The organism is Pedobacter sp. NO84, from assembly GCF_059703915.1.
Genome location: NZ_AP046575.1, coordinates 93,245 through 106,497 on the forward strand (window position 1 = coordinate 93,245; position 13,253 = coordinate 106,497).

Annotated in this window: 10 protein-coding genes and 1 tRNA gene; 8 read left to right on the forward strand and 3 right to left on the reverse strand. The window is 39.2% G+C overall.

The genetic code is table 11. From position 1 onward, the window contains the following. Nucleotides 1-49 precede the first annotated feature (49 nt). The 6 genes from AC6H0V_RS00395 (at nucleotide 50) to AC6H0V_RS00420 (ending at nucleotide 7,979) form a co-directional block, all read left to right on the forward strand. Nucleotides 50-1,054 (forward strand): LacI family DNA-binding transcriptional regulator, encoded by a 1,005-nt coding sequence (locus tag AC6H0V_RS00395; protein ID WP_497561720.1) that lies wholly within the window; start codon nucleotides 50-52, stop codon nucleotides 1,052-1,054. A gap of 22 nt (nucleotides 1,055-1,076) precedes the next feature. Continuing rightward, on the forward strand, nucleotides 1,077-2,177 hold the full coding sequence (locus tag AC6H0V_RS00400) for a formylglycine-generating enzyme family protein (protein ID WP_497561721.1): 1,101 nt from the start codon (nucleotides 1,077-1,079) through the stop codon (nucleotides 2,175-2,177). A 410-nt stretch (nucleotides 2,178-2,587) separates the two neighbouring features. Then, entirely contained in the window at nucleotides 2,588-3,457 is an 870-nt protein-coding gene (locus AC6H0V_RS00405) for an ROK family protein (RefSeq protein WP_497561722.1), read from the forward strand. Between the two features lie 15 nt (nucleotides 3,458-3,472). After that, on the forward strand, nucleotides 3,473-4,894 hold the full coding sequence (locus AC6H0V_RS00410; RefSeq protein ID WP_497561723.1) for a glycoside hydrolase family 125 protein: 1,422 nt from the start codon (nucleotides 3,473-3,475) through the stop codon (nucleotides 4,892-4,894). Between the two features lie 40 nt (nucleotides 4,895-4,934). Then, on the forward strand, nucleotides 4,935-5,636 hold the full coding sequence (locus tag AC6H0V_RS00415) for a basic secretory protein-like protein (RefSeq protein WP_497561724.1): 702 nt from the start codon (nucleotides 4,935-4,937) through the stop codon (nucleotides 5,634-5,636). 48 nt (nucleotides 5,637-5,684) lie between these two features. Next, nucleotides 5,685-7,979: a GH92 family glycosyl hydrolase gene (locus AC6H0V_RS00420; protein ID WP_497561725.1), complete on the forward strand. Its 2,295-nt coding sequence runs from the start codon at nucleotides 5,685-5,687 to the stop codon at nucleotides 7,977-7,979. 130 nt (nucleotides 7,980-8,109) lie between these two features. On the opposite strand, the gene AC6H0V_RS00425 is transcribed toward AC6H0V_RS00420, so the two are convergent. After that, nucleotides 8,110-8,565 carry a response regulator gene (locus AC6H0V_RS00425; RefSeq protein WP_497561726.1) on the reverse strand — a complete coding sequence of 152 codons (456 nt, stop codon included), beginning with the start codon at nucleotides 8,563-8,565 and terminating at the stop codon, nucleotides 8,110-8,112. Between the two features lie 275 nt (nucleotides 8,566-8,840). On the opposite strand from AC6H0V_RS00425, the gene AC6H0V_RS00430 reads away from it, so the two are divergent. Together AC6H0V_RS00430 and AC6H0V_RS00435 are read left to right on the forward strand one after the other, a co-directional pair. Next, nucleotides 8,841-8,917: transfer RNA gene (locus tag AC6H0V_RS00430), tRNA-Ala, on the forward strand. Nucleotides 8,918-9,009: 92 nt separating this feature from the next. Further along, nucleotides 9,010-10,206: a tyrosine-type recombinase/integrase gene (locus AC6H0V_RS00435; protein WP_497561727.1), complete on the forward strand. Its 1,197-nt coding sequence runs from the start codon at nucleotides 9,010-9,012 to the stop codon at nucleotides 10,204-10,206. 8 nt (nucleotides 10,207-10,214) lie between these two features. Here the strand turns inward: AC6H0V_RS00435 and AC6H0V_RS00440 are convergent, their stop codons facing one another. Continuing rightward, entirely contained in the window at nucleotides 10,215-10,502 is a 288-nt protein-coding gene (locus AC6H0V_RS00440; protein WP_497561728.1) for a hypothetical protein, read from the reverse strand. An 80-nt stretch (nucleotides 10,503-10,582) separates the two neighbouring features. Then, nucleotides 10,583-12,979: a hypothetical protein gene (locus AC6H0V_RS00445; RefSeq protein ID WP_497561729.1), complete on the reverse strand. Its 2,397-nt coding sequence runs from the start codon at nucleotides 12,977-12,979 to the stop codon at nucleotides 10,583-10,585. Between the last annotated feature and the right edge of the window lie 274 nt (nucleotides 12,980-13,253).

The following is a 13,253-nucleotide window of genomic DNA, read 5'->3' on the forward strand; positions in this document are numbered from 1 at the left end:
GGGAATGAAATTTTTTTGCCTAAATTGTTCACCTTAGATTAGTGATCAGATGAAAACCCTATCAATAAAAGATATCGCGTTAAAGGCAAATGTGTCTATTACGACGGTATCTTTCATTATCAATGGGAAAGCCAAAGAAAAATCGATCAGCGAAGCCGTTATCAAGAAGGTACAGCAGATCATTCTCGATAGTGGGTATAAACCAAATCAGATTGCCCGTAGCCTTCGCACGGGCAATTCTAATATTATCGGCCTGATAGTAGAAGACATATCCAACTCTTTTTTTTCTAAAATTGCCCGCCTAATTGAAGATAAAGCCTACAAAAAGGGCTATAAGATTATCTATTCGAGCACTGAAAATAATGTAGAAAAAGCGAAAGATCTGATCAATATGTTTAAATCAAGAAAAGTCGATGCCTATATTATTTCGCCAATTAAAGGTATTGAAGACGACATCCAGATTTTGTTGAATGAGCACAAACCAGTGATTTTATTTGATCGGAATTTACCCAAATTGAACACCAATTATGTGGGCGCCAATCACTATGTGGCATCTTACCAAGCGGTAGAAAGCCTAATAAAACAAGGTAAAAAAAATATTGCCTTTGTTACCATTGATATTGATGTACAACAAATTAAAGAACGTTTCGATGGGTATAAAAAGGCATTAGCCGATTACGCCATACCCTTCGATCAACATGTAGTTCTAAGTTTACCTTTTAACCAAGAAGAAATAAATACCAATAAACAGCTAAAACAACTGTTTAAAAACACAACTATTGATGGGGTTTTATTTGCCACGAATTATTTAGCCCTTAGTGGATTAAAAGTGTTAAAACAATTGAATAAAAAATTGGATCAAGAATTAAGTGTGATCGGCTATGATGACCATGAAGCGTTTGAATTGCACACTCCAGCTATTTCTGCCATTCAGCAACCGCTTGAAGAAATAGCAGAAACCATTATCAAGCTGCTCTTAACCCAATTGGGATCAAAAACTAAACTCCCAGACCAACAGATTATTATCCCGGCCAAATTAATTTTAAGGCATTAAAAAAACAACGATCAAAATAAAGATGTCAAAACACTATATAGTAAATACCATAGCCCTCTCCATCCTGCTTCTTTTTTTTGCGTGTAATAACAATTCAAAGAAAGTTGAGGTTAAGGATTCTGCTTCATGCGAAAGTAATTTGCCTAAACGTTTTGGTGCGGGCTTAGATACCGTTGGCATTAAAACTGGCAAAACAGACCACACTGGTATGGTTTATATTCCTGCATCCGAATTTTTAATGGGAGCATCAGATGCCGCTGGGAGGGATGATGAATATCCTCAACATAAGGTAAAAGTGAATGGCTTCTGGATGGATGTTACAGAAGTAACCAATGCTAGTTTTAACAAATTTGTTAAGGAAACAGGCTATGTTACTACTGCTGAGAGAAAACCCGATTGGGAGGAGTTAAAAAAGCAATTGCCTCCCGGCACTCCCAAACCCCCAGATAGTGTTTTCGTTGCGGCATCCCTGGTTTTTTCGGCACCTAAAAAAGTAGCCAACCTAACTGATGCTTCACAATGGTGGGTATGGAAAGAGGGTGCAGATTGGAAACACCCCCATGGACCCACAAGTAATTTACGCGGAAAGGATAATTTTCCTGTTGTCCATGTTTCATGGGACGACGCCATGGCCTACTGTAAATGGGCCGGAAAAAGATTGCCCACAGAAGCAGAATGGGAATATGCAAGTAGGGGTAAACTAAGTAATGCACTGTACCCATGGGGCAATGAAGATATCGAAAAAGGCAAGGCAAAAGCAAATACCTGGCAAGGTAACTTCCCAGTTAAAAATACAAATTGGGACGGCTTTAATGGCTTGGCTGCGGTAAAACAGTATCGCCCAAATGGCTACGGACTCTATGATATGGCTGGTAATGTTTGGGAATGGTGCAGTGATTGGTATAGGCCTGATTATTATCAAACAGGTCCGAGCAACAATCCCCAAGGTCCGCCAGATAGTTTTGATCCCATGGAGCCCAGCACCCCCAAAAAAGTGGTTAGGGGAGGTTCGTTTATGTGCAATGCTTCCTATTGCAAAGGCTATCGCGTAACATCACGCATGAAAACTACAAGGGATACAGGTTTGGAACATACTGGGTTTAGGTGCGTAAGCAGTAAGTAGGGGTTAAGCGCTTAGCGTTTGGCGTTTGGCGTTAAGCGTTGAGCGAACATGATGCCTAAACCCGATAGCAGAATGCTGTCCTCCATATCTTTAACACTTTTCGCTTTTCCGCTCTTAGCTTTCTGCTCTTCGCTCTTCGCTTTGCGCTTAACGCTGTGCGCTTTCCGCCCCACGCTCCTCGCTCTCCGCTTTCCGCTTTCACCTCTATGCTTTCCGCTCTACGCTTTCCGCTCTACGCCTATCGCTGCGCGTTTCCGCTCTCTGCCCCATGCCCCATGCTCTGTAACATTAAAGTTATACCTCCGCTTTTTTAATACCCTAGAAAATTCTTATTATTGTTTTACTAAATCGTTTTACTAACGTCTTTTTAGTTAGTCGTGGTTTACAAATCAAATATAAAATCGAGAAAAATGAAGAAATCTACAGTTTTAGGGGTAGATATTGGGGGTTCGCATATTACTGCCGCAATAGTTGATTTAGCTGCGGGAAAAGTTATTGAAAGGTCGCTTACACGCATCGCTGTTGATTCGCGACGTGGCGCGTCCCAATTATTGGGCGCATGGACTGAGGTTATCCAATCGGTGTTGAGCCATGGTGAGGTGGGCGACATCAAGATCGGAATTGCCATGCCAGGACCCTTCGATTATGAAAATGGGATCTGTTTAATTAAGGACCAAGATAAGTTTCAATCCTTATATCAGGTTAATGTGAAGGATGAGTTAGCAAAACGCCTTGACATCCCGTCCCCATCTATTCGTTTTATTAATGATGCGGCGGGTTTTTTGCAGGGCGAAATTTTTTCGGGTGCAGGTAAAGGGTATCAAAATGTGCTCGGACTAACTTTAGGTACCGGATTGGGTGCAGCAGTTGCCACCAATGGTGTTGCAAAAGACGCTTCGCTCTGGAATTCACGTTTTTTAAGTGGCATTGCCGAAGACTACTTTTCGACCCGATGGTTTGTAAATAAATACGAAAGCCTAACAGGGAATACTTTTGCCGGTGTTAAGGAACTTGCGGAGGTTGCAAAGAAAGACCCCTTTGCGCGACAGATATTTAATGAATTTGGTCGTGGACTTGGACATTTTTTGGCAGATGTGATTAGAGAAAATAAGGCTGAAATTGTAATTTTAGGGGGTAACATTGCGCAGGCCTATCCGCTATTTGCGCCACATTTAATTGGTAATTTAGAGGCCTATCATTTGACAACGCAGGTTAAGGTTGCCCAATTAAGTGAGCACGCCGCATTGATCGGTGCCGCAAGCCAGTGGAATAACGGATAATTAAATTAAATGCGCATGAAAAGAAGAAAGTTTATTCAACATACTGGTTTGCTTGGAGCTGGAATTTTAGCAACTAAATTTTCGTTTGCCGAATCGCCTGATTATCCAACCGTAAGGGTGGACATGGCTAAACGTCATTTTACGAGTACCTCGGTAGAAAAGGCAATCCACACCTTTAAAGCCAATGTTGCTGATAAAGAACTGGGTTGGCTCTTCGAAAATTGCTTTCCAAATACATTGGACACAACGGTAACACATACAATCATTAATGGCAAACCAGATACCTATGTAATTACGGGAGATATTGATGCGATGTGGATGAGAGACAGTTCTGCACAGGTTTGGCCTTACCTGCAGTTTGTTAATGAAGACCAAAAAATTAAGGATTTGATAGCTGGTGTAATCAATCGCCAAACCCAATACATTTTGAAAGATCCCTATGCCAATGCCTTTTACAACGACCCCAACAAGGTAGGCGAATGGAAAAATGATAAAACGGATATGAAACCGGGCGTACATGAGCGGAAGTGGGAAATCGATTCATTGTGCTACCCGATACGATTGGCTTATCATTATTGGAAAAAAACTAATGACAAAACTCCCTTTGATAGCGAGTGGAAAAAGGCCATTCAACATACGCTAAAAACATTTACAGAACAGCAACGCAAAGCGGATAAGGGACCATACCGTTTCCAACGACAAAGCATGTACCCCACAGATACTCTTTCAATGAATGGTTACGGCTTTCCCGTTAAGCCCGTTGGCCTGATCTGTAGTTCTTTCCGCCCAAGCGATGATGCTACTGTTTATCCTTTTTTAATCCCTTCCAATTTCTTTGCGGTGAGCAGTTTAAACCATGCGGCAGAAATGGTTAGTTCCATCCATCAGGATAAAATGCTGGCCAATCAGCTCCTCGCTTTGGCTACGGAGGTGGATGCTGCACTAAAAAAACACGCCACAGTAGCACATCCTATCGTAGGTAAAATGTTGGCTTTTGAGGTTGATGGTTTTGGGAGCGCCTATTTAATGGATGATAGCAATGTGCCAAGCCTATTATCCATGCCCTATTTAGGGGCAATTAACGTTGATGATCCCGTTTATAAAAACACAAGAAAATTTATACTTTCAAACAATAATCCCTATTTCTTTAAAGGAAAAGTAGCTGAAGGCGTTGGTGGCCCCCATATCGGACCTGATATGATCTGGCCGATGTCTATCATCATGCAGGGCCTAACTTCTGTAAGCGATGTTGAAATAAAAAACTGTATCGCCATGCTTAAAAGATCGCATGCGGGGAAAGGATTTATGCACGAAAGCTTTCATAAAGACGATGCCAGTAAATTTACCAGGAGTTGGTTTGCATGGGCAAATACCTTGTTCGGCGAATTTCTGTGGAAAGTTTACAACGAAAAGCCTGCTTTATTAAAAACATCATGAACAAACAGGTCGCCTCTTTCATAAACTTAATAAACTTACTATGAACAATCTATCTACCGTTTATTTAACGCCTTTTTTAAGAAAAGTGATGCTTACCAGTTTTATTTTTATAATAGGTATAAATGTGGCCAATGCGCAAACAGAAGAAATAGTTAGTAAAAATGGATACACCCTAAAATTTATCAATAACTCTCCAACTTTGGATCCCAGGCTAAAAGATAGATTAACCAACACATTTTTCGAGGTTTATCCACAATTGGCAGCAGCGTATAATAAAAATACAGCAAAGGAAGTTATTTTTAGCATTGATACTGCTTATAAAGGAGTTGCCGCTACAGGTGGTGGAATGGTGGTCTATAATCCCGAATGGTTTAAAAAATACCCGGGAGATATTGATGTAGTAACTCACGAAATAATGCACATTGTACAAAATTATGGCGATAGTGCCGGGCCAGGTTGGTTAACCGAAGGTATTGCCGACTATGTACGTTATAAATTTGGAGTGGCTAACGCCGAAGCAAATTGGTCGTTACCCGCCTTTAAACCAGAACATAGCTACACGAATGCATACCGGGTTACCGCTCGATTTTTAAATTGGTTAGAATTAAATGGTAATCAAGGGATTGTTGTAAAACTAGATTCAGCTATGCGTTTACACACTTATTCTGATTCGATCTGGAAAAAAATTACCGGAAAAACCATTGATGAACTTTGGGCCAGCTACTCATCAAACCCGGGTTAAGCCCCAACAATGTAACAATTTACCAATTCAACAATTCTCTCCATAGAAATGATAAAAAAAATCCTCACTTCGACATTAATTTTAGCCAGTTTAGGGCTTTCGGCTCAAACTGTTGGAAAAATTACAGACCCTGTAGAGTGGATCAATCCACTTATGGGAACACAATCAAAGCCTGATCTTTCAAACGGAAATACCTATCCAGCTATAGCCGTGCCCTGGGGGATGAATTTTTGGACACCCCAAACGGGCAAAATGGGAAATGGTTGGGCGTATCAATATGATGCAGATAAGATCAGGGGCTTTAAACAAACACATCAGCCATCACCCTGGATGAACGACTATGGTCAGTTTGCCATCATGCCCGTAACGGGAAGCTTAAAGTTTAACGAAGACGATAGGGCGAGTTGGTTCACGCATAAATCAGAAGTTGCCAAGCCTTATTATTATAGTGTTTATTTGGCAGATGCCAATGTAACCACCGAAATTACGCCAACCGAAAGAGCAGCACAGTTTCGTTTTACCTTTCCAAAAACAGATAGTGCTTTCGTTGTGGTTGATGCACTGAACAGGGGCTCGTACGTTAAAGTCATCCCGCAGGAGCGGAAAATTATGGGGTATACCATGAAATATGCTCGTGGACCATTACCTGGTAATTTTAAAAATTACTTCGTGATCTATTTCGATAAAGCATTTACGGTAACCAAAACCTTTAGGGCAAAAACACTGGTTAAGGATACGCTCGAAATTAAAGGGGACCATACGGGTGCGGTAATTGGTTTTAAGACCTCAAATGGCGAAAAAGTAAATTTGAGGGTAGCTTCATCATTCATTAGTTTTGAGCAAGCAGAAATTAGCTTAAAAAGAGAATTGGCCAACGATAATTTTGATGTAACCAAGGCTAAAGCTAAAGCGATCTGGAATAAAACATTGCGCAGAATAGAGGTAGAAGGAGGGACGGTAGACCAGACACGTACCTTTTACTCCTCATTTTATCGCACACTTTTCTTTCCTAACAAGCTGTATGAGATTGATGCCAATAATAAAATAGTGCATTGGAGTCCGTATAATGGACAGGTGCTGCCCGGATACATGTTTGCAGGTACAGGATTTTGGGATACATTTAGGGCATTATATCCTTTCCTAAACCTAGTTTATCCTTCTATAAACAAAGAAATGCAGGAAGGCCTGATCAACGATTATAACGAGGGGGGCTGGTTGCCCGAATGGAGCAGTCCGGGTTATGCAAACATCATGATAGGTAATAATTCTGCTTCCGTTGTAGCTGATGCCTATGTAAAAGGATTGCGTGGCTATGATATCGAAACCTTATGGGCGGCCGTAAAACATGGCGCTAATAATGAAGGACCCATAGAAGCAGTTGGTCGCTCTGGCGTTAAATACTACAATGAGTTGGGCTATGTTCCCTTTGATGTGAAAGTAAATGAAAATGCGGCCAAGACCTTAGAATACGCCTATGATGATTTCGCCATTTATCAATTGGGAAGGGCATTGGGCAAACCCGAAAGTGAAATTGGTATTTACGCAAAGCGAAGTATGAACTATAAAAATCTTTTTGATCCTGCAGCTGGACTAATGCGCGGCAAAAATGCTGATGGTACTTTCCAATCGCCATTTAGCCCCTTTAAATGGGGAGGTGCGTTTACAGAAGGAAATAGCTGGCATTATACCTGGTCTGTTTTTCAGGATGTAGCAGGTTTAGCAAAGCTGATGGGAGGGAATGCAGAGTTTGTAAACAAGTTGGATTCCGTTTTCTCTATGCCCCCAATCTTTGATGAAAGCGCTTATGGTGGAGTAATCCACGAAATTAGAGAGATGCAGATTGCCAACATGGGGCAATATGCACATGGGAACCAACCTATTCAGCATATGATTTATTTGTACAATTATGGTGGCGCCCCTTGGAAAGCACAATATTGGGTTCGAGAAGCGATGAACAGGTTATACAAAGCTACTCCGGATGGGTATTGTGGTGATGAAGACAACGGACAAACCTCTGCATGGTATGTTTTTTCGTCGATGGGCTTTTATCCTGTTACCCCCGCAACCGATCAATATGTATTGGGTGCTCCTTTATTTAAAAAAGTAACCGTAAATCTAGAGAATGGGAAAAAAATAGTAATCAATGCCCCTTCAAATAGTGAGAACAATAAATACATCCAATCCTTAAAATTAAATGGTGTATTACGTGACCAGAATTGGTTAAGCCATAAAACCCTACTAAATGGTGCGGTGTTAGATTTTGGGATGTCGGCAACGCCAAATAAAACAAGGGGCGTAAAAGAAAGCGCGTTTCCCTATTCTTATTCAACGGAGAAGAAATAATATGCTAAAAATTAGACCCAATAGTTTATATAGAAAAGCGGCAATAATAACCACATAGATACATAGATCACATAGAAAAGCGATAAAAACTATGTGTTCTATGTATCTATGTGGTAAAACAATTATCACATCAGCTAATCAGTTTTAAAGCAACACCTTCTAACTTTATTTTCAACTCTTCGGGCTCAAAGGGCTTACACACGAAATCATTAATGCCCGCATCTTTTATTTTTGTGCGGATGGCCTGAGCTATTGATGCGGTGAGTGCGATGATCTCAACCTTAGATTTATGCTCATCTTTAGAATTCCTGATTAGATTTGTTGCTTCGTACCCATCCATAATGGGCATGTTGATATCCATTAAGATCAGATCGTAATTATTTATGTTGAAGGCTTCAATTGCCTCAACACCATTTGTTGCAAAATCAGGTACGATCTGCCATTTTGCCAATAATTTTTTCATTAAAAAAATATTCATTGGATTATCTTCTGCAACCAGAATTTTTAAATGGCTAATATCCATATGATCATCGGTTATGTTTTGACTTTCATCGCCACTAATTTCGAGAATAATCGCATACTTCACCTAAAGTACTAATAAATAACAGGAGTCATATTAATTACACTACTAAAATATTCCTAAAAGGAGTAAGCTGATAGATGTTAAAATAAAATTTGCTAGGCATGAACTTTTAATTACTTTTGTTGCCCACCCGGGGGATTAGCTCTCCCGATAATTATCGGGAGAGCTAGAGCAGGACCTTGAAGAAGTTACCTGTATATTATTAGGGGGATTAGCTCTCCCGATAATTATCGGGATGGCTAGAGCAGGACCTTGAAGAAGTTACCTGTATATTATTAGGGGGATTAGCTCATTTGGCTAGAGCGCTTCGCTGGCAGTGAAGAGGTGATCGGTTCGAATCCGATATTCTCCACCAAGACAACTAATGTATCTGATAATCAACGTTTTAGTAGATTATCAGATACTTACTCTGCCAAAAGTCTGCCAAAATTCTTATCTTCGAATTACATGGCACTTCCAGAAATACCTTACACCATTCCAAAGTTGGTCAGGGGAAAACGGACTACAACCGTTCCAAAGGGCAGTACATGGGCAAAAGAAGATGCCAAACAGAATTGGTATGTAGAATTCTTTTTCCACAATCCGGAAACCGGTAAGATGGAACGATTTAGGTTAACCAAGAACCTAAACAGGCTCAAAGACACAAAAGAAAAGCTAATTCAGTTCACCAGATTATGTGAGGCATATAAAATAGCTTTAGAAGGCGGATGGAGCCCAATCGACGAAAAGGCGAATGATAAGTTAAAAAGGCAGGTATCTTCCCTTACGCTTGAATCCGCCAAGACACTTTTTGAGGAATACCATATTGCAAAGGGAACGAGGAAGAAATCCCGTCAGTCCTATCTTTCAAAGGTGAACCAGTTCATTGCGTACTATGGGAAGGATAAAAAAGTCAGCGAGATTTCTGATTATGAAATCACGGAATTCTTGAACTTTATGGAAAAGGAATCAAAGTGGTCTGGTGTGACCTATAACAGTTCAAGGATAATCCTAAACAACTATTTCAAGTACCTAAAAGTCAACAAATATATTTCCGAGAATCCGGTAACGGATATTGAGACCCGAACGAAGATAGCGACAGAATCACATCAGATATTTTCAGATAAAGACTTTAAGACCATCATGAAGTGGCTGAATGATCATGACCCGTACTGCCTCTTCTTTGTAAAGATGATCTATTACACCTGTATCAGACCAAAAGAGCTGCGCCATCTTCAGCTTAAACACATCAACCTTGAGCAAAATGTTATTACCGTGCCAGCAAGTATTGCTAAGAATAAGAAGTCGCTACCCGTCAGTATAGATGCAAGCTTACGTAAAGAGCTAAAAGAACTTAAGCTTTCCTCATATGCTGATACATACTATCTCTTAGGCTCAACTGATAATATCGTTGGCGAAAAAAGGGTTGGCGAGAATACGCCATATAATAGATTTCAAAAATGCCTGAAAGCGACAAAGCTTGATAAGAAGAACTACACGTTATATTCTTTTAAGCATTTTTCAAACGTGCAGAAATTCAAGGCGGGATGGACTTTAGCAGAAATCTGCTCTGCCAACAGGCACGGAAGTTTAGTGGAAACAGAAACTTATTTAAAGGATCTTTTAAAATTTGTAAAGAACGACAAGACCATACCAAAAATCTAGCGATGTAACTACCTTTTACGTTTTCTTGGCATTCCGAGCAGTATTTCCGCGAGGAATTTATCAGTTAGATTTTTCTCTTTCTCAAGGGCATCCTTAGGAAAGTGGAGAGCGTGTATTTCTGTAATCTTTCGGGAGATATCGGAGAGATGGATAATTTTTTGGCTCAGGTTATCCATCTTATAATTCAATTCAACTACCATTTCAAACAAACGATTAATAATTACTTCCGATGGGATATCTCCCTGCTCGATTTTATTGAGTAGGTCGGAAATGGTGTTATGCTTTTTTTTGCCCATTTAAACCAATTTAATAAAAGATAAATGTGGTGTGCTTTCTGGGTTTTTAATCGTGATAAAGACGTGAGGTGCGATATAAATTATTTTTTAGCTTTTTCTTTTTCACGTTCTTCTTGCAATAGAGCCATTTCGGCTTGCCATTTTTTTCCCTGAATGGCACCCCAAGTTTCTAATTGAAGATGCTTTTCCACGGTAAATTCGCACAAGTTCCCTATGTAATCATTATAATGGTGATACGGCTTTAACTTATCATCATAATCCGATAGTTCTTGGAAATCATTCTTAGGTAATAATTCTTTAGCAGTTAAAATTAGTAATGGGTTCTTCGGTCGCTCTCCTTCACCTTCTCGAAAGTGCGTTACTAATTTTACTAATTCTGAGATTTCATCTGGTTCAAGTGATTCATTCAGAGTTGCAAAAACAATTACTGCATTTGGAAAAGAGTCTGCCAATTGTTTTAGTCTTTCAGTATCTTTGGCTGTGAGTCTTTTGTAAGTTTTACATTCACATAGTAGCAAATCAGATGTTTGCCCTTCATCATGTTTATCTCCAACAAGTACTGCCAGATCTACTTCCTTTTCAATTTTTGTCTTTTTTTCTATTAGCCTAAAACCAATAATGGATGAGCTTTGATCTGTAGCTCCCGCAAAATGCTCGTTAAAAAAATGAAGTGATAAAAATACTGCTAGAACGCCATCCACTTTATTATTTCTTGAAAAAGGTCCAATACCTCTATATGCCCATTTGATTTCGGAAGGTTTTTTTGCTGGAAATCCAAAAGTGTTTCTACAAATTGGACATGAAAGATTATCGTTTAATTCTCTAGGAAGAAAAAAGCCGTGTTGATGACACACATTACACTTAATGTTGGCCCCTACTTCTACAATTTTGTTATCAAGAAGTCTCTCAATAAATGAAGTTGAATAATCATTATCATTACTCTTGCCGCTATTTTTTTTTATTTCGGCGATAAGCTGCTCCATTGGAATAATCTTTCCGTTTTCGAACAACTCAATTACTTTCAAAGACGATGGTTTGTTAAAAAGATAGGTACCTCTGATTCCACCAATGTTTTTTAAAACCTCCTTAGCCAATTTGCCATTAGAAGTTTCTTCGAGCGAGTGATTTCTGTTTCCAAAATAGTACCTAAAGAAATCTATTGACCGTGGAATGTTTAAACGAATATGATCATCATCTCTGCCAGTATAGTAGTTGACGCCATTTTTAGATAATCTCCACTTTTTAAATCCATGACTATACGTAAGGCTTCTCCATTCTTTCGTTTGTATTCCAGAGATTACACCAGCATTTTCAGAAAACTCATCATAATATGAAAATGAAAAGTTCAGTTTGTAAGAAACGCTATTGCCAAGTTGTTCATCAAGTTTAAAAGGCAAGTTCAGGGCAACAAATTCAATTGAATTCTCCTTGGATTCAATGTGTTTAAAACTTGTCTCAGCAACAACATTTAAACTTCCAGCCTGATCGGCATCTAGGATTCTTTTTTCAGACCAATATCTAGGAAACCAACCCTGATAAGATAGAAGTACTCGTTTTTCATTAGCTACATCTCTTATGTACTTGTCTAAAAGTGTGCCCTGCTCTTTCGTAATAGATGTGCTTACCAGGTAACGAAGGCTAGACATAGCTGTCCCTTTTTCAGACACGAAATTAATAACTCTCAAAAATAGACCTTTAAAATATTGATCTTCTATCTTGTTAATCGGAATTGCGGCAATATTCCAGCCTAAAGCCCGAAGGTTCCAAAAATTGACAATATCCCAAGGGCTTGTTTCATTCAGAAAATATATCCCTTCGCCTCTTAACCAGCTTCGACCCCATGAATGTAAATGCGAGATATTTAAATTATACAAATCGACATTGCCCGTTGGATAATTGCTATTTAGATTGGTATAATTAATTGTAGGCTCTTGGAAGAAGTCCTTTCCTTTCAGAAATAAGCTTATTCTTTCTTCTAAAGCGTCGCTAATACTTCCTGTTAATGCCTGAATGAACAAGTCCGAGCCACTATTTTTTGAAATAGATATCTTCAGCTCATCAGTTCTTTTAAATTTGAATTCCTTTTCAATTGTTGTTTCAAGCAACTTGGTAATGCTAATCCCATAACTTAGAGAATCCTCCTCTAATTCTTGACAGAACTGTTTGATATTAATCATTTCACGATCGGAAATCATTCTTCTAATTTTTTCCTCATCTAACCCGTCATCAAATAAAATAACATCAGGATCAAAATTGTCAATGGTGCTTATATAATAGTCAAGTGTTTGCAAGTTGATATTATATTCTTGTCTAAATTTTGAAGGAAGGTCATCATAGAAAAATAATATTGGAGAATAGATTCCACCCCAAATAGAGTAGGACAATTGTATTGCCAATTTTATGGATTCTTCATCATCCGGTTTGATAAGAAATGCGAAACGAATTGGAGATGCCTTTTGATGTATACCAACATTCATAAGTTCAAGAGTTTAATTATGTAAATATAGAAAAAGTTGCAGCGATGCTTTTTTCCTAATATTGAGGTAATTTCTCGCACCTACCGCCTTACTGTCGCATTAACCATTCTTTACCTCGCAACCTTTGCAGTGTATTTAAACCATAACCCAAAGTTCAGCCTCCACTTTCGGTAGTTCAGTGTTATAGTCCGCGTGGACTTAGCAAAGATGTATTTTTGCATGCAAAAATATCTTTGCTGTCCTTACGGCCAGGACTTCACTCGGAACTCGTGAA